Source organism: Corynebacterium pygosceleis, from assembly GCF_016595275.2.
GTDB classification, from domain to species: domain Bacteria; phylum Actinomycetota; class Actinomycetes; order Mycobacteriales; family Mycobacteriaceae; genus Corynebacterium; species Corynebacterium pygosceleis.
In genome coordinates this window covers 617,489-637,315 of record NZ_JAENIQ020000001.1, presented here as the reverse complement: position 1 = coordinate 637,315, position 19,827 = coordinate 617,489, and the positions used below count along the sequence as shown (strand labels likewise).

Sequence of the window (19,827 nt, the reverse complement as noted above, 5' to 3'; positions counted from 1 at the left end):
ATCACGTTACCTAAATGGGGATAAAATAGCCATAAGGGGTATTCTTAGGCTAATGGCTAACTGGCTCGGTCGCGGGGGTACTGTGCCGGAGATGTCAACAGGGGCGGGTAAGCGTTTCACTGTCGGTCATCTGTCTGGAACTGGGCTTGGTGTCAGATGGGTATTTCCACCCACCGTTTGTGTGGTGAGACCGCATGATCGGTGGCGCCCGCTTTCGTGTCCTTCCCGGGACGTTCGATGATCACGGTAGGGAATGCGGGATGATTCGGTCGTGGCCTACCCGGAAGCCCGTGCGGAGACGAGTGTTCCCGAAGTCAACAAAGTTTTCGGGCTTTGAACAGCCGGGAAAATTGAGATGATCAGTGTTTTCCGGCCGGATAAGTATCGGACGGTGGTGGACCGGAAAATCTATTGTTTCACCGTGTGTGGGGCTGGCGATGGAGGGGGCTGCTGCACGGTGGTGTTTCAGACTGTTTTCCGAAATCGATGGATTGGCTGAAGTGTGGTGAGACTTGACTGTCTGGTCCCGTGGAAGAGTTTAATTTTTGCTGGAAAGTGGTTGGGGTGTCGCACGTTTTGAATGTGTCCATTCCACTGGAGGTGCCCCATATTTTGTCCTGTAACTCTGTAGCGGAAAAGGAAACCGCGTTCTTCACCCTGTGCGTGCTTGTCAACTATTTTCCATATCTTCCGGTGCACGGGTGCGTCCTCAACAATTCCGTGAAAGATGGTGTTTTTCTCTCGCGGAATAGTGTGGGTGACACTGAACTGTTCGCTGACATAAAACTCGAAAACATTCGCCAGCCGCTATCTCAGGCAACGGAAAACTAACCTTTGCCGTGTCGATTTTCCAAAGTGAACCTGTGTCGTCCACTAGGGGATGTCGCCTCCGGTGTTTTCGACAACCGGGGACTGTCCTTATGGTGCACGCAGTGCCGAGATCTCCTCGTAACGTGCCAGCGCGTCACGGCGCTCCTCCGCGTGATCCACGATCGGCACCGGATACTCCGACGGAAGATTCCGTATCGCGTGGATGTCACCGGCCGGAACGCCCCGCAACTCCGGGACCCAGCGCGTGATGTAGCGGGCGTCGGGATCGAACTTCCTCCCCTGGGTCATCGGGTTGAACACCCGGAAGTAGGGGGAGGCGTCCGTACCCGTGCCGGCACACCACTGCCACGAGTGCTGGTTGCTGGCCACGTCGAAATCGACCAGATGTCGGCGGAAGTGCTCCGCACCCGCCTGCCACGGCAGGTGGAGATCCTTCGTGAGGAAACTCGCCACCAGCATCCGCACCCGGTTGTGCATCCAGCCCGTCGCCGCGAGCTGACGCATCCCGGCGTCCACGATCGGGAAACCCGTCCGGCCCCGGGCCCACAGGTCGAACTCCGAACCGGACTCGTTCCACCGGAAACCCGCGAACCGCGGATTCACGTCACTGTGCGCCGTCTCCGGGCGGTGGTGGAGGAAATCCGCGTAGAACTCACGGAACGCCAGCTCGCGGGCGAACGCCTCCTTGTCATCCTCCGGCGCATCCGCGACCGCCAGTGTGGCCAGCAGACTCCGCGGGTGCAGCGCACCCACGGCCAACCACCCCGAGATCCGGGACGTACCGTCGATCGCCGGAATGTCCCGGTTCTCCGCGTAGCCGTCCAGCCGGTCCCGCAGGAACCCGCACCAGTCCCGCCACGCCCGGGTCACCGGCAGCCCGTCCTCGCCCGGGAGACCACCCACGGGATCATCGGCACCGTAGTCGCACCACGCCCGGTAGAACGGCGTGAACACCTTGTAGTGCCCGCCCTGCCCCGTGCGCAGGATCCCCGGATCGACGGCGTACGCGGACCCCGCGGCCTCCATCACACCGGGGCCGAGGGCGTCCGAGACCGCCCGGTCACGGGCCAGGCCCGACGGCGTGAAGTCGGCGCTCACCCACACCTTCGCCGGGTTCAGCCCCGGAATCACCTCGCGCGGATCACCGTCGAAAACCTCCACCGTGCGGTGCGCACGGACCTCATCCAACGCGGCGTCGACGAGCGCCCGCTGGAAACCGTTCGCCGCAGGCTCCCGCACCACGACGACCCGCGCATCGGGACCGCCCGCCGCCAGAGCCGGATGATCGTGCAGGCGGAGATCCCGACGCAGCCAGACGATCCGGTCAGCGCAGGACACGCTTGCCCCAGCGCAGAGCCGTCGACATCACGTCCGAGAACAACTCCCGGTCGACACCGGGCGGACCCGACACCGGCATGAGGTGCTGCGTCGCGACGGTGCGGGTCTCCGTGTACTTCGTCAACCCCACCGTCCCGTGGCGTCGACCCAGCCCCGAGGCCCGCCAGCCACCCATCGGGGCGGCGACCGAACCCCACGCCGCGGCGAACCCCTCGTTCACGTTCACGGTGCCCGCGTGCAGCCGAGACGCGATCCGGCGGCCCGTCGACGGAGCCGCCCACACACTGGCATTCAGCCCGTAGGTGGTCCCGTTGGCCCGCTCCACCGCCTCGTCGACGCCGGCGACCGTCTCCAGGAACACCACCGGGCCGAACACCTCCCCGTCATACAGCTCCGCGTCCGGCGGCACATCCGTCAACACCGTCGGCGCGTAGAACGTCGGCCCCAGGTCCGGCAACGGATGGCCACCGGCCAGGACCCGGGCGCCCCTCGACACCGCATCATCGACCATCGACCGCACCCGCTCCAGGTGCCCCTCGGAGATCAGGCAACCCATGTCGACGTCCCAGCCCGGACCCGCCCCGACCGTCATCGACGACACCTCCGCCAGGAACCGGGCGGTGAAGTCACCCGCGACCTCCTCGTGCACGTAGATCCGCTCCACGGAGATGCACAACTGACCCGTGTTCGCGAAGCAGGCCTGGCGCGCTCCGCGCGCCGCGCGCGCCAGATCGGCGTCCGGGGCGACGATCAACGGATTCTTGCCACCCAACTCCGCCGAATAGCCGATCAACCGCTCCCCGGCCCTCGCACCCAGGATCCGGCCCGTCGCCGTGGACCCCGTGAACATCAGGTAGTCGCACTCGTCGGCGATCGCCCCACCGACCTCCTCACCGGGGCCGGGCAGCACCTGGAACAGTTCCGCCGGCAGACCCGCGGCGGACAGCAGCTCCGACGCCTTCAACGCCGTCAACGGCGTCGCCGAATCCGGCTTCAGCACCACCGCGTTGCCCGCCAGGAGAGCGGGCACCGCGTCGGAGACGGCCATCGACAGCGGATAGTTCCACGGGGAGATCACCCCGACCACGCCGACCGGTGCCCGCTCCACGACGGTGCGCGTCAACACCGGCAGCGCCCCCTTCACCCGCTCCGGCGCGAGCAGCCCGGCCGCCGCGAACGCGTAGTGCCGCGCCGTCACCGCCACATCGAGCACCTCATCGAACGCACTGGCCCGGTTCTTCCCCGTCTCCGCCTGAATCAGATCCAGCAGCTCGTCCCGGTGCGACAGCACCAGATCATGGAACCGCAGCATGATCGACTTCCGGTCCGACACCGGCGTCGCCGCCCACACGGGCTGAGCCCGCCTCGCCACGGCGAACGCGGAACGGACATCCGCGCGCGTGTGGCCCGTCACCCGCCCCACCGTCCGACCGTCCACCGGACAGGTGATCGTGATGGCAGCTGCAGTCGTGGAGGAATCAGTCATACACTCAAACCTATGGGAAACATCTTCATCTCGGGCGGCGCCCAGGGAATCGGGGCAGCCGTCGCCGGCCGCTTCCTCCGCGAGGGCTGGACCGTCGGCGTCTACGACATCTCCGTCGACGGCCCCGACATCAGCGAGGAACAGGGCGGCACGATGATCAGCGGCCGCCTCGACGTCACCGACCCGGACAGCTGGAACGCCGCACTCGCCGAATTCACCGCCCACACCGGCGGACGACTCGACGTCCTCGACAACAACGCCGGCATCATCGCCGACGGGAACCTCGCCGGGATGGAACCCGGACACATCGCCGCACAGATCAACGTCAACTGCCTCGGCGTCACCCTCGGCGCCCGCGCCGCGCACCCCTACCTCGCCGCGACCCCCGGCTCCCACCTCGTCAACATGGCCTCCGCGTCCGCGATCTACGGGCAACCCGACATCAGCGTCTACTCCGCCACCAAGTTCTACGTCGCCGGTCTCACCGAGGCGCTGAACCTCGAATGGCACGACGACGGAATCCGCGTCGTCGACCTGTGGCCACTCTGGGCCAAAACCAGCCTCGCCGACGTCGACGCCGGATCCGTCCGCCGCCTCGGCGTCAACATCACACCCGAATCCGTCGCCGACGTCCTCTGGGACGCCGTGCACCCCACCAACCGTCTCACCCGCGCGAAGGTGCACTACGACGTGTCCACCACCGACCGCATCATGCACACCGCCCGCGAACTCACCCCCCACTGGATGGGGAAGATCGTCACCAGGCTGGTCGCCGGTTGACCAGCTTCACCCCGGACATCGCCCGCATCCACGACTCCGCACTCCGCTCCATCTCCCGGGTCGTCCGGGAAACCGTACGACCCACCCCGCCCGACGAGGCACTGTCCGCCACCGCCCATGCACTACGCCGTGGCGGGGCCCTCGTGCTCACCGGCGCCGGGGTGTCCACCGACTCCGGGATCCCCGACTACCGCGGACCCGCCGGATCCCTCACCCGCGGCCGCCCGATGACCTACCAGGAGTTCCGCCACGACCCCGAGGCACTCCACCGCTACTGGGCCCGCAGCTTCATCGGCTGGCGGCACATGGCGGGTGCCCGCCCCAACCGCACCCACCACACCCTCGTCGAACTCGAACGCGCCGGGCTGATCACCGGCATCGTCACCCAGAATGTCGACGGCCTCCACACCGCCGCCGGATCCCGCACCGTCATCGGACTGCACGGTGATCTCTCCGTCGTCATCTGTCTCCGCTGCGGCACCCGCGAACCACGGCACGAACTCGACCGCCGCCTCGCCGCGGCGAACCCCGGCTACCTCGATTGGGCACTGACCGCGGGCACGGGGGACGTACGCCCCGACGGCGACATCGACCTCACCCCCGACGTCGTCGCCCGCTTCCGGCTCGTCGGCTGCACCTCCTGCGGCTCCACACTCCTCAAACCCGACGTCGTCTACTTCGGCGAACCCGTTCCCACCGGTCGGCGGGACGCCGTCGGCAGGCTCCTCCGTGACTCACGCGCCCTCATCGTCATGGGCAGTTCACTCGCCGTCATGAGCGGCTACCGCATCGCACTCGACGCCTGCCGCGCCGGGCTTCCCCTCATCGTCGTCAACGGTGGACCCGGTCGAGCCGACACCCGCGCCGACGTACTGTGGCGCACGAGCGTCGCCGACGCCTCCGACCGGATCCTCGACGCCCTGGACCTGTGATGCGAGCCCTGTCCCTCTGCGTCCTCATGGCGGCCCTGATCTGGGCATTTTTCCCCGGGAACACGGTCACAACATGGCCTCTCGTCGCACACCTCACCGCGTTTCCCGTACTGATCGGCGTCGTTCTCGGGCTCATCGGGCTCGTCGGTGTGTTCCTGCGGCGGTTCAGACCGCTGCTCGCCGCCGGGGCGGTCCTCGTCATCGCCGGCGCCGGTAGTTTTCTCCCCGTCCAGCAGCCCTCCGTCAGCGACGAGGACGATAGCGGGCTCATCGTCCTTGAGTGGAACACCGGCGACGCCGTCACCCCGGAGACCCTCGGCGCCCTCATCCGGGAGGTCGATCCCGACATCGCCGTCCTGCCCGAGTACACCGGTGCGGTCCCGGCCGGCTACCGGTCCTTCGTCAGCGGCGGGATGCCCGTCACCGTCCTCACCGCTGAAGAACTCGGCGACTACCGGGCCGTCGACGTCCCCGGATCATCCGAGGTCACGTTCGGTACCGTGCACGTCTCCACCGGGCACCCCGGGGAGCGGACACCGGACGTCATCGGCCTCCACACCGCACCACCACTGCCCGGCCTCATGAGCCGGTGGCGCGATGACCTGGGAACCGTCGCGGGCCTCGCCGAGACGCACCCCGATGCGCTGATCATCGGGGACCTCAACGCCGTGCCTCGTCATGGCGTGTTAGCACGTACCGACACGCACGCCGACGCGGTGGCGGCCGCACCACTTTTCGGCAGCGGAACCTGGCCCGCCGCCCTCCCCGGCTGGGCGAGATCGCCGATCGACCACATCCTCATCCCCCACGGATGGAGCGTCGTCGACGGAGGCGTACGTGTCCTCGACACCGGGGGATCCGATCACGCCCCCGTTGTCGCGCACATTCGCCGGGACTAGGCAGGGGGGTGTTTCGCGGGACGCTCATGGGTGGGTGTGGTTTTCGTGGCCGGCTGGTCCAGCCCGTCCTCTGCCGGTGCGCCGCCGACGATGTCGTCAATGCGTGCGAACATCCCGGTTGCCCGGAGTCGAACCGGTGAAACGTCCATGGCTGGTGCGTGTTGACACGTGGTGACGAGGACCATGGGCTGGCAGGTAGGGGATTGTCGCACGGGCGGGGCTATCACCAATTGGGTCGGGTGTGTTCGTTACCGCGCGCAAACACCGAACCGCCGAGCCGTCCACCTGGGAAATCTGTGTTCGTCACCACGTGTTGACACGCAGCAGCGACGCTGAACCAGCCTGATCCGGGCCGACCCACCGTGGTCCGACGCTTTCATGCCGGTTAATCCCGACCGACCTCGCCGATCCGACACGTGGCACCCGCACGCCCCGGAACCGTTCGCCCGGCCCCACGGTCTGACGGGGCATGACCACCCGAACGGAAACGACAACTCCCGGTGAAGCACTGCCGCCGGGGTCCGCCCCGCCGCTGATCGACACGCGTCCGCTCCGGGGCGCGGCCCGGGCAAGGGTCTACGCGTCGGCCCGGAAGCACGAGCTGACGTGTGCGACCCGCGGGATCTATCTCCGTTCGGACACTGTCGACGGGTCGGAGGGAACCAAGTGGAGGGCGTACGCGGTCGCTCTTCTGCACCGCTATCCGAAGGCGGTCGCGATGGGGGAGACCGCGGCGGCGCTCCACGGGTTTCCCCTGGCCGGCGTGGCACGGGAGCCGTGTCTGCAGTATCCGCGCAGGACCACGTTCCCGTCGTGCGGGCGGGTCCGGTTCCGGTCGGCACCGACGGTGGCGCGGGCGGATCGTGTCCGTGTGGATACGGCGTGGGGGCCGGTGTGGGCGACGTCGCCGCTGCAGACGGCGATCGATGTCGCCCGCTACGGGAGTGTGGAGGATGCGCTGGTGGTGTTCGATCATTGCCTGCGGAAGCGGATGTTCACGCTCGACGACGTCGTGTCCCGCATTCTGGCCCTGGGTCCGGTGCATCGTCTCGCCAGGGTGGTCCGGGTCCTGGTGGTGGTCAATGGGGCGTCGGAGAGTCCGCGGGAGACGTTGGTCCGGTACCGGTTGTGGGTCCTGGGTTTCCCGTTGCCGCTGGTGCAGGCGACGGTGCGGGATCGGGGTGGCGCGTTCGTCGCGCGCACCGATTTCTGTTTCCCCGACCACGGGGTGGTGGTGGAGTATGACGGGCGGCCGAAGTACGGGGTGGTTGATGAACCGGGGGAGTTCGACGGTCTGAGTGGCGATGATCTGGTCGGTGCCCGGGTCGCGAAGACGCTGCGGACGCGGGATGCGTTGATGGGGGAGCAACGCCGCCAGCGCCGCCTGGAGGCTCTGGGCTTCCGGGTGGTGCGGGTGAACTGGGAGACGTTCCGGGGCGGGGAGTGGACGGATCACCTGCGCCGGTTGCTGGAGCTTGAGGCGCCCGCAGTTCCGTGCCGTGGTGCGCCCGCGTGGCGGCATCCGAAGGTGGTGGTGGATGCCGCGCGGGGGTCGGTGGCGTCACTCATCGTGCGGCTGCTCGGCGCAACTCCCGGTGTGCCGATGCGGTGGACACGGTGAGCAGTAGGGCGCCCAGGACCAGTGCCACGGGGAGGCGGGCGCCGGTGGCCGTCAGCGGCCAGGCGGGCACCGCAGGCAGCCAGAGCGGGGTGTCGGCCAGCACTGATCCGCCGAGTGTGACGGACAGGACCGTGAGGAACACGGTCGCGGCGATCACCGCGCCTGCCCCGGTACGGACGCAGAGTGCCAGAGCCGCCGTGACCATGACGGCCCCGACCACGACCAGCAGCCCGGTCACGCGCAGGACCTCCGGGAGCGGCGTTCCGCGCAGTGCGAGGACGGCGCCGGTCCCGAATCCCACGGCGGCCACCAGTACGTCGAGCCAGACGATGACACCGGGGATCACCCGCCGTGTCCGGCAGATGGTGATCCACCATGCGGGCTGCAGTGCGGTCCAGGTGATCACGGCCGCGATTCCGCAGCCCAGGGGCAGGATCAGGTGCACCGCGAGGTCCGCGGTCCACGATCCGGCGACGGCGATCAGCGCCAGCGCCGCGAGAGTGAGGGGGGTGAGTGCGGTGCGGAGCAGCGTGTGGCTCAGTGCCGCGCCTGTCGACGCCCGTCCCTTCCGCAGGTCTGCGGCGGGTCCGACGGTCCAGGTTCCGGTGTGTGATGTGGCCGTTGCGGTTGATCTGTCAGGCCGGGTGCGGGGTGTCCCGATGAACACGTACGCGGTGGCGGTGAGGGCCGCGAACACCAGGCAGAGGACCGCGGCGGTGGCCGGAGATTCCGCGGTGAGTGGATCGCCCGGGTCGAGGGGGACGGCATTGGAGTGGACACCGAGGACCGGCAGCATGATTCGTACCGCCCACGTCGGTGGAAGGAGGAACCACAGCGGATGTTCCGCCGTCAGCGTGCCCGTCAACTGCCACACCACCGCGACCAGGAGGGCCGGTATCAGGCCGATCCACCGGCTGATCACACCGAACAGTGCGACGACCCCGGCGGCACCGATCCAGGCGCACACCCAGGCCACCGGCATCAGGAGAGTGCCGAAATCGCAGGCGAGCATGGCCGCCAGGATGATCAGCAGGACGATGAGGCGTCCGCCCCGGATCAGGCGCGGTGACACCTGCCGGATCCCCGTCCCGCCCTCCCGGCAGGTCTTCTCCCGTTTCTCCGGGAGTCCGGACAGCAGTGCCATGAGCGGTGCCGCCATGCCGGTGACGTAGAGCGCCTGCCAGGCGCCGCGGCCGGCATCCGAGTAGCTGGTGAGGATTCCCATCCCGGCGAGCGCGAAACCGAGGAGCGGAAAGTAGGCGACGGTCGTGTTCTTCGTGCGGACGAGTTCCGCCCGGATCACGCGGATCATCGGATCGCCGTGAGGTCGAGGAACCGGGACTCGAGTTCGCCGGCCGGCGCGAAGGCGTCGAGTGGGCCGGAGTAGGCGGCCCGCCCGTCGTGGAGCACGGTGATGTCGTCGGCGGTGCGGGCGATCTCACCGAGCTGGTGTGAGCTGATCAGTACGGTCCCACCGGCGTCGGCGTAGCCGCGCAGGAGTCCCCGCAGCGCGACGGTGCCCTCCGGGTCGAGGCCGTTCTGTGGTTCGTCGAGAAGCAGAATCTGCGGTCCACCCAGTAGGGCGACGGCCAACGCCAGGCGGGATCTCATGCCGGTGGAGAAACTGCGCACCTTCTTCCGACCCGTACCGGCCAGGCCCACGACCCCGAGAACCCGGTCGATCTCGGCGTCGTCGAGGCCGAGGAGCAGGGTGTGGACGCGGAGGTTGTCCCGCGCACCCAGGTGCGGGTACAGCGCCGGCCCGTTGACCGAGGCGCCCACCGATGCCCGATCGACCTCCACCGTGCCACCGGCCCGGTCCTCGAGTCCGAGGATGATCCGGAAGCACGTGGATTTGCCCGCACCGTTCCGGCCGACCAGGGCGTGGATCCGGCCCCGCTCGACGGTCATGCTGAATTCGTCCAGGACCCGCTGTCCCCGGTAGCTGATGGAGAGGTCGCGACACTCGATCGCCGGTTCGTGGTTGCTCATGACACCAGTGAAACGTCGGCCGGCCGACGGCACATCCGTCGCGCGGGGGAATCAGAGGTGCAGCTCGTGGTCCCTGGCCCACAGAGCGAGCCCCACCCGGTCCCGGGTCCCCGTCTTCGCCAGCAGACGGGAGATGTACGTCTTCACCGTGGCCTCCCCTATGTGCAGCTCGGTGGCGATCTCGGCGTTGGTGCGGGCCCGGGCGATTCCCGCCAGGACGTCCCGCTCGCGGTCCGTCAACGGCTCCGCGGGTGGGGTGGGTGTGTGTCCGCGGAACACCCGCAGCACATAGTCCGTGACCCCCGGGGACAGCACCGACGCCCCGGCGTCCACGCGTCGTACAGCGTCGATCAGCGCTTCCGGCCCACAGTCCTTCAGGAGGAAACCGTGCACACCCGTGGTCAGGGCGTCGCGGACCAGCTCGTGCGCGTCGAACGTCGTCAGCATCAGCACCCGGACGCCCGGGTGCCGCGCCAGGATCTCGCGCGCCACACCGATCCCGTCGACCCGCGGCATCTGGATGTCCAGCACCGCGACATCGACCCGGTGTGCGGCGACCGCCTCCAGGGCCTCCGAGCCGTCGGCGGCGGTGGCGACGACCTCGATGTCGGGCTGGGTCGACAGGGTCATCTCCAGCGCCTGAACCACGAGCGGCTGATCGTCCGCGAGCAGCACCCGGATCACGGTGCCACCACCGGGAAGCTGGCCACCAGGTGCGCGTGTGCCGGATCGGACACATCGACATTCAGGGTCCCGCCGAGGTGCTCCACCCGCTCGCGCACACCGGTCAGCCCGGCGCCGGAATGCCGTGTCCGCCGCGGAACCGGGCCACCGGCGCGACTGTCCACCACCACGCGAACCTCATCGGTGACCTCCACGGAGAGCGTCACGGTGCTGCCCGGGCCCTGGTGGCGCAGCACGTTAGTCAGCGCCTCCTGCACCACCCGGCGCAGCGTCAGGCGGACAACCTGTGAGTCCGAGACCTCACCCTCCGGCAACGACGCCTCGATCGTGAGCCCGGCGGACCTGAATTCCCCGACCATGTCCCGGATCCCGGCCATGCCCGTCACCGACGTCGGTGGGGAATCGTCACGCAACGTCCCCACGATCCCGCGCACCTCCTCGAGGGCCTCCGAGCTGACCTTCTGGATCGTCGACAGGATCTCCGCCCGCCGGTCCGTCACCCCACCGCCGAGCATCACACCCGCCCCGGCCTGCATGTTGATCAGCGTCAGGCTGTGCGCCAGCACATCATGGATCTCCCTCGCGACACCCGCACGCTCCCGCTCGCGCGCCGCCTCCTGCTCCGCCACCAGGTGCCGCTCCGCGGACCGCGCGCTGCGCGCCGAGACGAACACCAGTCCCAGAACCAGCCACTGCAGCGCGACCCAGCTCGCCGCCTGCACACCGGTGGCGCGCTCGAAATGATCGGGTGTCCACCACCACAGCAGCGGGGAGAAGAAGCACCAGACGGCCTGAATCGTGGTGAAAACACCCGGGACGAGCAGATCGGAGCGGTACCGGGCCGTCGAGTACACCACCATCGGCACCGCGACCAGGAACGGACTGATACCCAGGTTCGTCGGCAGTGCGGTGAACCAGTTCACCGTCCATGCCACGGTCAGGACCGTCAGCGCGATCGCCGCCGGGATGACTCGGCTGCGCCACACCGCGAACGCGGGGACGAAGAGAACCGCGAGCACAACCTCGATCAGAGCCGCCGGGCCTGGCATTGTTCCGGACAGTGCCACGAGCAGGTGAAACACCGCCAACATCGCCGCCAGTGCAGCGAACACCAGGTCAAGACGGTAGGTACGGACCGCATCGAGATCTGCGTGCTGAGTTCGACGGGTCAGTGGTGCAGGTGCGGTCCCCATGGCCGAAAGCCTAGGCGCCCCGGTGCGGTGCGGTGGCGGAGGATGATCGGTGCATGGGCCGCCGGAAATGTCGTCGGTGCGTGCGAACCCGGCGGAAAACGGAGAAAACCCAGGCCGGTGGCCATCACTGGTGGGTGTTAACACGCACCGGCGACATGAAGGTGGCCCCTGGGCCGGAGGGGGTACCGGCCCCCGTCGACCGTGGCTAGTCTGGGCGGCATGGAGACACGGTCAACGCAGATGCCCACCGGATGGATCACACACGACTCGGTCGAAGCGGCCGTCGATGACCTGATCAGACGCTACGATGCCGCGGTGGAACTCGCCTGCGAGGTTCTGAACTCCGGAGAGGCCACCGACGGGCCGACCGACTACCGCCGGTACAGCGACGTCGTCTACCCCAAGCTCGTCGTCGAGGTGGAGTCCTGGCGCCCCATCGACCGCACCGAACCCTTCGGCTACGTCGACCGGGCGGGGCGCTACGCCGCGACCGTCTCCCGCCCCCGGCTCATGCGTCGCTATCTGACGGAACAGTTGGAACGCCTGACCACGAACTATCCGTGCACGATCTCCACCGGCCCGTCGGAGGTGCGTATCCCGCCGGAGTACCTCTCCCTTCCCGCCGACTGCCCACCGCCGCCGCGTGTCCACGATGACGCGGGTGTCATCCCGCGACCGAGCCTCGACGACGTGCACGACGGGATCATCGACGGGTCCTGGGACGTGTTCCACGATTCCGAGATGCCGTTGTTCCACTTCTCGCCGCAGCGTTTCGACATCGCCTGTGAACGCATCGAGCACTACACCGGTATCGGGGTCGAGGGTGTGCAGAAGTACATCCTGTTCACGAACTACGCCATGCACACCACCGAGTTCGTCCGCTACGCACTGTCGGAGCTGGCGAACCCCGAATCCCGCTACACGGAACTCCGTCTCAACGACGGTCGCGTGCTCCGGCGCGGGGAGGTTGACGGTGTGGAACTTCAGACGCTGCTCGGTCCGTCGTCACGCCAGATGCCGCGCTACGATCTCGCCGCCGAGGACAACACGGGCGTGACGATCATCAACATCGGGGTGGGGCCGTCGAACGCCAAGACGATCACCGACTGCCTGGCGGTCCTCCGACCCGAATGCTGGATCATGATCGGCCACTGCGCTGGCCTCGACGGCCGCATGCGCATCGGCGACCTCATCCTCGGAAACGCCTACCAGCGCCGGGATCACATCCTCGACGACCGGATCGGCCTCGACATCCCGATCCCCGCGGTGCCCGAGGTTCAGCGTGCGCTGGAGAAGTCGGTGAACGCGGTCTACGGCGACAATCACTCGCTCATGCGCACCGGTACGGTCATGTCGACCGATGACCGGAACTGGGAATGGCACACGTCCCGGGATCTGTGGCGGATCCTCCGCGGCTCCACGGCGGTGGCCGTCGACATGGAGTCAGCGACCCTCGCCGCCAACGGATACCGCTACCGGATCCCCTACGGCACGCTGCTCAGCGTCTCCGACCTCCCGCTGCACAATGTGCCGAAGCTGCCCGCCGGCGCCCAGGCGTTCTACTCCTCATCGAAGGAGGCCCACCTCATCTGCGCGATGCGCGCCATGGAGAAACTCGCCGCCAAGCCCGAGAAACTACACACCAGGAAACTGCGGCGAACGATCGGGGAAGTTCCGATGCGGTAGGGCCGGAGAGATCCGTACCGAGAACAGGCAAACCGGGGATACGGCTCCAGTGGGGTCTGGCAGCGCTGATCGACGAACCAGCATGTTCGCCGATCAGTGCAGATTGACCCCGGAGGAACCGAACAAGCCCTGGGTGACCTCGTACAGGGCGCCGCTGGCGACCAGACCGAGCATGGAGGCCTGCGCCCAGGCGGGTGTGCGTCCGTCGGTGGGCGGGAAGAGGATGTCGCGGATGATCGCCTCGTAGTTCGACGAGGTGTACGAGCTCAGTTCCGAAGTGGCGGTGTCGAGGATTTCCCGGGAGTCCCGGTGTTCGGGGCTGCCGGGTTCCGGAGTGGGCCAGGGGTTGGCGCCTGCGGGGGCGGCGAGGCTGAGAGCGAGGGCCCCCGTGGTTATTACGGAAACGGTGATTCGACGAAGGCGCATCGGGGGCTCCTTAGACAGGGAATGGGTGTGATGTTGTTTCTACCGGAGAATCACTCCGGAGGAACCGAAGATACCCCCGGTGAGGAGGAAGAAGATCGATCCGAGAAGAGCACGGACCTGTGCTTCCGGGCTGCCCGGGGCGGGTGTCGCGCCGGAAGGGCTGCTGCTCTGGGCGGAGAGGGCCGCGATCGGGTTGGCGGTAGCCGGTGCTGCGACGGCGGTGCTGATCGCGCAGGCGGCGACGGTGGTGGCGATGATACGGCGAAGTTTCATGTTGTTCCTCGGGTGCGCTGGAATTATTCGTCGATAGTAACAGTTTGGTAAACCGTGGAGGCTACAATCCTGCTATGACTCCACCCTCCCCGGATCCGGCCCCCGGTGGCCGTGACACGACGACCAGTCCGGAGATCTCGACCGGCTATCGCGAGGACATGGTGGAGGTTCTCACTGACTCCTATGCCGTGTCGACGGCCAATCGTTACGCCACCGATGCCGCGGTCGGGGTGCTCGCGGATGGTGGGTCGGCTCTCGACGCCGCTGTCGCCGCGCAGTTCATGCTCGGCCTCACCGAACCGCAGTCCTCCGGGATTGGCGGCGGCTGCTATCTGCTGCACTTTGATGCCGCAAGTGGGGAAACCACCGCGTTCGACGGGCGGGAGACCGCACCCGCTGCGGCAACGGGAACCTATCTGACCCGGATCAGCGCCGACGATCCCCGGCCTCCGGTCCCTGACGCCCTGCGTTCAGGCCGCTCCATCGGGGTACCGGGGGCGGCCGCCGCCCTCGAGCTCGCGCACCGGAAGTTCGGGCGTACCGACTGGTCGGAGTTGATCGCCCCCGCGATCAGGCGCGCCGGGGAGGGGTTCCCGGTCAGTCACCGTCTCTGGGCGTCGATCGACGACGCGAAGACCGACCTCGCCCGTTGTGCCGAAGCGGCGCGCCACTTCCTCGATGATGCGGGCGAGGCTAAGGCGGAGGGCACCGTGCTCACCAACCCCGACTACGCGCGGACGTGTGCCCTCATCGCGGAACGCGGTGCCGACGCACTACGCACCGGGGAGCTCGCCGAGGCGATCGTGGAACGGGTCTGCCGTCCCTCGGCGACCGTGACGCCGGGCCTGATGACGCTCGCCGATCTCGCCGGGTACCGGGCCGTTGAATGTGCGCCGCTGTGGTCCACCTACCGGGGACTGCGACTCGCCGGGATGCCGTCGTCCTCGTCCGGTGGGGTCACGGTCGCGGCGACCCTCGGGATGCTCGAACACCACGATCTCGGCGGCCCGCCGCGGGACGGGGTGCCCGCACCCGAACTCGTTCACCTCGTCAGTGAGGCCGAGCGCCTGGCCTACGCGGACCGGGACACGTTCATCGCCGACGGGTATCCGGTGCCCGAGATGTTGGATCATGATTACCTGCGGAAACGTGTCGCACTCATCAACCCGGACCGGACCATGGGCACCGCTGAACCGGGGCTGCCCACGAACGGACTCGCCGCCGGACGTGACCTGCCCGAGTACGGCACCAGCCAGGTCAGTGTCATCGACGCCGAAGGCAACGCGGTCAGCCTGACCACGAGCATCGAGATCGGGTTCGGGTCCTTCCACATGGTGTGCGGGTTCCTCCTGAACAACACGCTGACCGACTTCTCCGCCGAGCCCGTCGACGTCCACGGACGTCCCGTGGCGAACCGCGTTGAGCCCGGCAAGCGGCCCCGCTCCTCGATGGCGCCGACCCTCGTGTTCGACGGCCCCGATCTGCGGGCCGTGGTCGGCGCACCGGGTGGGGCGGTGATCATCCAGTACGTCGTCAAGATCCTCATCGCACTCATCGACTGGGGTCTGGACGCGCAGCAGGCGGTGGGTTCCCCGAATTTCGGGGCGCGGAACACACGTGTGACCGCCGTCGGTGGTGAACATCCCCTGATCGGCGCCGCCGAGGACGGGCCCGCCCGAGTGTTGATCGACGGACTGGTTTCCCGTGGCCACCGGGTGCAGCTCGCCGATCAGCCGAGCGGTGCCGCCGTGCTCGTCGTGCGGCCCGACGGCCGGATCAGTGGCGGGGCGGATCCGCGTCGTGAGGGGACCGTGGGCGGGGTCTGATCCGGCCCGTTCGGGTGGGGGGCCGTTCTTCTCACTGGTGCGTGCTAACACGCAACAGTGAGGCGCCCCATCCGGGGATTTTCGGTCGCGCGGATCCTCTTCGCACGCGGCGGCGAGCGTCCAGGGGCACTGACCGGTGGCGGGGTGCCGGCACATCCGGTGGTGAACCGGTTGATCGTCAGTACGTGTTAACACGCACTGACCGGAGGAGCCACCTGGGCGTTTCGTGGTGTGCGCCGGTGTTTGCACGCAATGATGACGTATCGACGAGCCACTTCAGAGGCTCGGGAGAAGCCCCGTCCATCGACGGGGTGGTCGTGAAGCGTGCGTATCGACGCCCGGCGGACATGAAGAGAGCGGGTCCGGTGCAACGCACGCCGCCGTTCAGCGACCGAACAGCCTCCGCCAGAAGCCCTTCCTGGGGATGCCCTGCTCGTCGAGGGTGTCCCGGACGCTCCGGCTCGCCGCCCTCCTGTCCGCGCGGCTCGGTGCAGGTCCGGTACCGATGTCGATGCGCTGCCAGGTCAGCGGGGTGGGCAGGTTGCGGACCCGGGCACCCGCCCCGATCATGCGGACCCACAGGTCGCGGTCGGCCTCGTGTCCGCCGCCCCGGTATCCACCGGCGTCGCGCATGGTGGTGGTGCGTGCCATGGCGGTGCCGTCGATGACGGGGCTGCGGCGGCCGAGGTGGCGGGTGGCTTCGTTGTGTGAGCTGGGCATGGTGCGGACGGAGAGGTCCGCGCCGAGGAGGCTGACGGGGTCGGTGGCGTCGGTGGTGCGGTCGAGTTCCATGACGGCGGTGCCGAGGATGTCGACGCGTCGTTGGTGGAAGGTGTCCAGTTGGCGGCGCAGCCGGTCGGGGTGGGGGATGTCGCCGGGATTGATGCGGGCGGTGTACTCCGTGTCGACGTGGGCGAGGCCCGTGTCGAGCGCGGCGGCCGGCCCCGGTTCGTCGGCGACGGTGTAGATGATGCCCATGTCGTGGGCCTCGGGGGAGGTGAGCTGCTTCTCGAGGGTCGGGTGGAGGCGTGCGTCCGCCGCGACGATGATGCGGGTGGGGCGCAGGGACTGCTTGGCGAGGCTGGCGAGTGTGGTGCTGATCAGGTCGGCGGGCGTGGTGGTGGACACGCCCATGAGCACGGTGACGGCGTCGGGTTGCAGTTGCTCCATGCCCGGATCCTAACGTGGGTGGTGTGGTATTCGGTGCAGGTCAGTGCCGCGCGCGTCCGCGTGGGCTGGTGACGGTGGGGTCGCCGGGCAGATAGAAACGCAGGGGCGCGTCGGCGTTGCGGGTGATGCCGATCCGGGGGCCGGTGGTCCAGTGCGGTTCGTGGTCGCGGTCTCTCAGGATGAAGCCGTCGGTTCCGGAGTGAAGGACGGGGGAGTGGTTGTGGTCGATGTGGAGGGCGAGTGTCCGGCCGAGGTTGCCCGGTCCCTGTGCGAGGCGGGCGTCGGGGATCGTCGGGCCGCGCCGGGCGCGTGCGGTGTCGTGGCCGTCCACGACCTCGCCGGCGCGGAGGAGGATTCCGCCGCTGCCGCCGGGTGGGTGGCAGACGATGTTGCCGGCCCGGTGGATGCCGTAGGAGATGTAGACGTACATCCGGCCGGGTGGGCCGAACATGGCGGCGTTGCGTGGTGTCTTTCCGCGGCGGGCGTGGGAGGCGTCGTCCTGTTCGCCGAGGTAGGCCTCGACCTCGGTGAGTCGGACGGTGACGCCTGCGTGGCTGAGGGTGCAGCCGAGGAGCAGGGGTGCGACCCTGTCGGCGGGTTGTGCGAAGTCGATCATCCGGTGTGGGCCGCCAGTGCCTTGCGGAGCAGGTGTCCGAGTGTCTCCCGCTCGTCGTCGGTGAGTCCGGTGAGGGTGTCGCGGCAGGTGTCGAGGTGGGTGGGCAGGACCTCGTCGACGAGTTCGCGTCCGGCGTCGGTGAGTGTGATGCGGACGCAGCGGCGGTTGTCGGGGTCGGTGCAGCGGGTGAGCAGGCCGGCGGCGGCGAGCTTGTCGACGCGGTTGGTCATCGCCGAGCCGGAGATCATGGAGTTGGCGCAGAGTTCCCCGGCGGTCAGTGCCCGGTCCGTGCGGCGGAGGGTGGCGAGGACGTCGAACTGCCATCGTTCTAGGTTGAAGCGTGCCAGGTTGGCGGTGATGCGGTCGCCGGCGGCCCTGGCGAGGTACTGGAGTCGGGCGGGAAGTTCCATCGGTTCGGGGTCGATGTCGGGGTGGGTGGTGCGCCACTGGTCGATGATCCGGTCGATGTGGTCGGCCATGTTCATCCCCTTACTGTTTGACGTCAAAGTGTTTGACATGGATCTTACCTGAGATTAGTCTGGCGTCGAACACTTTGACATCGAACAATCGAGAATCTTCCAGGAGCCCGTCATGTCCCGCACCGTCGCCGACGCCATCGCCACCCGCCGCGCCGTCCGCAACTATCTTCCCGACGACGTCCCGGAGGAGGTCCTCGACCGCGTCGTCCACCAGGCCCTCGAGGCTCCGAGCGCCTTCAACGCCCAGGCGCGCGATCTCGTGGTCATCCGGGACCCGGAGATCCGGCGGGCGCTCGTCGATGCCTCCGGCCAGCGCCAGTTCATCGACGCCCCGGTGGTTCTCGTCGCGGTCGGGCGCGCCGAGGTCCTCCCTGAGGACGCCGGGGAGATCCTGCCCGACCCGGTGCGGACCATGGCGGAGAAGTTCAACAGCCTCAAGACCCCGCAGGAGTTGCGGGAGGCCGCCCTGCGGGACGCGATGCTCGTCGCCGGGTTCGCGCTCGTCGCTGCGGCGGGGGAGGGGCTGGCCACCAGTCCCACGACCGGCTGGAACGAGGAGAAGGTGAAGGAGGCCATCGGTCTCGGAGGTCGGGACGACCGGGTCATCGCGCTGGTCATCGCCATGGGCCACGGTGCCAACACCCCGGAGCATCCGGGTCGCCATGACTCGCGCCGGGTCAACGAAAGGTACTAGGTCGGGAACCGGTCATGAATCTGCTGCTGACCGCCATCACGCCGTTCACCTGGGGAACGACCTACATCGTCACCACGGAGATGCTCCCGGCCGACCGGCCGATCCTCGCCGGCGTGATGCGCGCACTGCCCGCCGGGCTGCTCCTGCTGGCCTGGTTCCGCGTGTTGCCGAAGGGGCTCTGGTGGGTCAGGGCTGTCGTGCTCGGCGTGGTGAACATCGGGGCGTTCTTCGCCCTGCTCTTCCTCACCGCCTACCTGCTTCCGGGTGGGATCGCCGCGGTGTTGACCAGTGCGGCGCCACTGGTGGTGATGTGTCTGAGTCCCGTGCTGCTGGGGACGAGGGTGTATCGGGCGCAGGTCGTTGCCGGTGTCGTCGCGGTTGGTGGTGTGGCGGCGCTGGTGGTGTCTCCGGGGACGGCACTGAACATGGAGGGGGTTCTCGCCGCAGGTGCGGCGACGGTGTGCACCGGTACGGGGCTTGTGCTGGCGAAACGGTGGGGCCGTCCGGAGGGGGTCCCGCAGTTGGCGGTGACGGGTTGGCAGCTCACCTTCGGTGGACTGGCCCTGACGCCGTTGCTGTTGTTCGAGGGGTTGCCGGATCATCTGACCGGAACGAACATCGCGGGCTACACCTACCTGACCGTCGTGGGTGCGCTCCTCGCCTACGGTCTCTGGTTCCGGGGCCTCGCGCTTCTCGACGCGGTGAGTGTGTCGCTGCTCAGTGTGATCAGTCCACTGACCGCGACGGCGTTGGGGGTGTTGTTCAACGGGGAGCGTTTCACGGTCGTTCAGGCCGTGGGATCGGTGGCGGTCGTGGGGGCGGTGATCGTCGCGCAGGTTGTCGGGGCGCGGGCCCGGAAACGGGAGGCGGCGCGTGCCTGACGGGCCGCGGTAGATTGGCG

The 19,827-nt window shown here is 68.2% G+C and carries 19 protein-coding genes; 8 read left to right on the top strand and 11 right to left on the bottom strand.

Annotated features, from left to right (window positions below):
- Positions 1–918 precede the first annotated feature (918 nt).
- Entirely contained in the window at positions 919–2,169 is a 1,251-nt protein-coding gene (locus JIM94_RS02765) for an FAD-binding domain-containing protein (RefSeq protein WP_200252685.1), read from the bottom strand.
- Positions 2,156–3,655 carry a succinic semialdehyde dehydrogenase gene (locus JIM94_RS02760; protein WP_200252683.1) on the bottom strand — a complete coding sequence of 500 codons (1,500 nt, stop codon included), beginning with the start codon at positions 3,653–3,655 and terminating at the stop codon, positions 2,156–2,158. The genes JIM94_RS02765 and JIM94_RS02760 overlap by 14 nt, the downstream gene beginning before the upstream one ends.
- A 12-nt stretch (positions 3,656–3,667) precedes the next feature.
- On the opposite strand from JIM94_RS02760, the gene JIM94_RS02755 reads away from it, so the two are divergent.
- The 4 genes from JIM94_RS02755 to JIM94_RS02740 all read left to right on the top strand — a co-directional run bounded on the left by JIM94_RS02755 (position 3,668) and on the right by JIM94_RS02740 (position 7,887).
- Positions 3,668–4,435, top strand: coding sequence for an SDR family oxidoreductase (locus JIM94_RS02755; protein ID WP_200252681.1), 768 nt, complete (start codon positions 3,668–3,670; stop codon positions 4,433–4,435).
- On the top strand, positions 4,432–5,367 hold the full coding sequence (locus tag JIM94_RS02750; RefSeq protein ID WP_234039201.1) for a Sir2 family NAD-dependent protein deacetylase: 936 nt from the start codon (positions 4,432–4,434) through the stop codon (positions 5,365–5,367). The genes JIM94_RS02755 and JIM94_RS02750 overlap by 4 nt, the downstream gene beginning before the upstream one ends.
- Positions 5,367–6,266, top strand: coding sequence for an endonuclease/exonuclease/phosphatase family protein (locus JIM94_RS02745; RefSeq protein ID WP_200252679.1), 900 nt, complete (start codon positions 5,367–5,369; stop codon positions 6,264–6,266). Before JIM94_RS02750 ends, JIM94_RS02745 begins: the two co-directional genes overlap by 1 nt.
- Before the next feature lie 469 nt (positions 6,267–6,735).
- The gene (locus JIM94_RS02740) at positions 6,736–7,887 is read left to right on the top strand and encodes a hypothetical protein (RefSeq protein WP_200252676.1); all 1,152 of its coding nucleotides are present in this window, start codon (positions 6,736–6,738) and stop codon (positions 7,885–7,887) included.
- Here the strand turns inward: JIM94_RS02740 and JIM94_RS02735 are convergent.
- The 4 genes from JIM94_RS02735 to JIM94_RS02720 are packed head-to-tail and all read right to left on the bottom strand — an operon-like array spanning position 7,832 to position 11,756.
- A complete protein-coding gene (locus JIM94_RS02735; RefSeq protein WP_234039199.1) occupies positions 7,832–9,199 on the bottom strand; it encodes an ABC-2 family transporter permease in 1,368 nt (455 codons plus the stop codon). The genes JIM94_RS02740 and JIM94_RS02735 overlap by 56 nt on opposite strands.
- Positions 9,196–9,879: an ATP-binding cassette domain-containing protein gene (locus tag JIM94_RS02730; RefSeq protein WP_200252673.1), complete on the bottom strand. Its 684-nt coding sequence runs from the start codon at positions 9,877–9,879 to the stop codon at positions 9,196–9,198. The genes JIM94_RS02735 and JIM94_RS02730 overlap by 4 nt, the downstream gene beginning before the upstream one ends.
- A 51-nt stretch (positions 9,880–9,930) precedes the next feature.
- A complete protein-coding gene (locus tag JIM94_RS02725; RefSeq protein WP_200252670.1) occupies positions 9,931–10,563 on the bottom strand; it encodes a response regulator in 633 nt (210 codons plus the stop codon).
- Positions 10,560–11,756: a sensor histidine kinase gene (locus JIM94_RS02720; protein ID WP_200252668.1), complete on the bottom strand. Its 1,197-nt coding sequence runs from the start codon at positions 11,754–11,756 to the stop codon at positions 10,560–10,562. Before JIM94_RS02720 ends, JIM94_RS02725 begins: the two co-directional genes overlap by 4 nt.
- Positions 11,757–11,996: 240 nt before the next feature.
- On the opposite strand from JIM94_RS02720, the gene amn reads away from it, so the two are divergent.
- Positions 11,997–13,442 (top strand): AMP nucleosidase, encoded by a 1,446-nt coding sequence (amn, locus tag JIM94_RS02715; protein ID WP_200252954.1) that lies wholly within the window; start codon positions 11,997–11,999, stop codon positions 13,440–13,442.
- 93 nt (positions 13,443–13,535) lie between these two features.
- On the opposite strand, the gene JIM94_RS02710 is transcribed toward amn, so the two are convergent.
- Both JIM94_RS02710 and JIM94_RS02705 read right to left on the bottom strand, forming a co-directional pair.
- Entirely contained in the window at positions 13,536–13,868 is a 333-nt protein-coding gene (locus tag JIM94_RS02710) for a hypothetical protein (protein ID WP_200252666.1), read from the bottom strand.
- A 39-nt stretch (positions 13,869–13,907) separates the two neighbouring features.
- The gene (locus JIM94_RS02705) at positions 13,908–14,141 is read right to left on the bottom strand and encodes a hypothetical protein (protein WP_200252664.1); all 234 of its coding nucleotides are present in this window, start codon (positions 14,139–14,141) and stop codon (positions 13,908–13,910) included.
- Between the two features lie 74 nt (positions 14,142–14,215).
- Here JIM94_RS02705 and JIM94_RS02700 point away from each other — a divergent pair, with 74 nt between their 5' ends.
- On the top strand, positions 14,216–15,967 hold the full coding sequence (locus tag JIM94_RS02700) for a gamma-glutamyltransferase family protein (RefSeq protein WP_200252662.1): 1,752 nt from the start codon (positions 14,216–14,218) through the stop codon (positions 15,965–15,967).
- A 384-nt stretch (positions 15,968–16,351) separates the two neighbouring features.
- Here the strand turns inward: JIM94_RS02700 and JIM94_RS02695 are convergent, their stop codons facing one another.
- The 3 genes from JIM94_RS02695 to JIM94_RS02685 are packed head-to-tail and all read right to left on the bottom strand — an operon-like array spanning position 16,352 to position 18,238.
- Entirely contained in the window at positions 16,352–17,137 is a 786-nt protein-coding gene (locus JIM94_RS02695) for a glycosyltransferase (RefSeq protein WP_200252660.1), read from the bottom strand.
- A 40-nt stretch (positions 17,138–17,177) separates the two neighbouring features.
- Entirely contained in the window at positions 17,178–17,753 is a 576-nt protein-coding gene (locus JIM94_RS02690; protein ID WP_200252657.1) for a DNA-3-methyladenine glycosylase, read from the bottom strand.
- On the bottom strand, positions 17,750–18,238 hold the full coding sequence (locus tag JIM94_RS02685; RefSeq protein WP_248086252.1) for a MarR family winged helix-turn-helix transcriptional regulator: 489 nt from the start codon (positions 18,236–18,238) through the stop codon (positions 17,750–17,752). The genes JIM94_RS02690 and JIM94_RS02685 overlap by 4 nt, the downstream gene beginning before the upstream one ends.
- Before the next feature lie 106 nt (positions 18,239–18,344).
- On the opposite strand from JIM94_RS02685, the gene JIM94_RS02680 reads away from it, so the two are divergent.
- Positions 18,345–18,926 carry a nitroreductase family protein gene (locus JIM94_RS02680; RefSeq protein WP_200252653.1) on the top strand — a complete coding sequence of 194 codons (582 nt, stop codon included), beginning with the start codon at positions 18,345–18,347 and terminating at the stop codon, positions 18,924–18,926.
- A gap of 14 nt (positions 18,927–18,940) precedes the next feature.
- Complete coding sequence (locus tag JIM94_RS02675; RefSeq protein WP_200252650.1) at positions 18,941–19,807, top strand: EamA family transporter; 867 nt, start codon at positions 18,941–18,943, stop codon at positions 19,805–19,807.
- Positions 19,808–19,827: the final 20 nt, after the last annotated feature.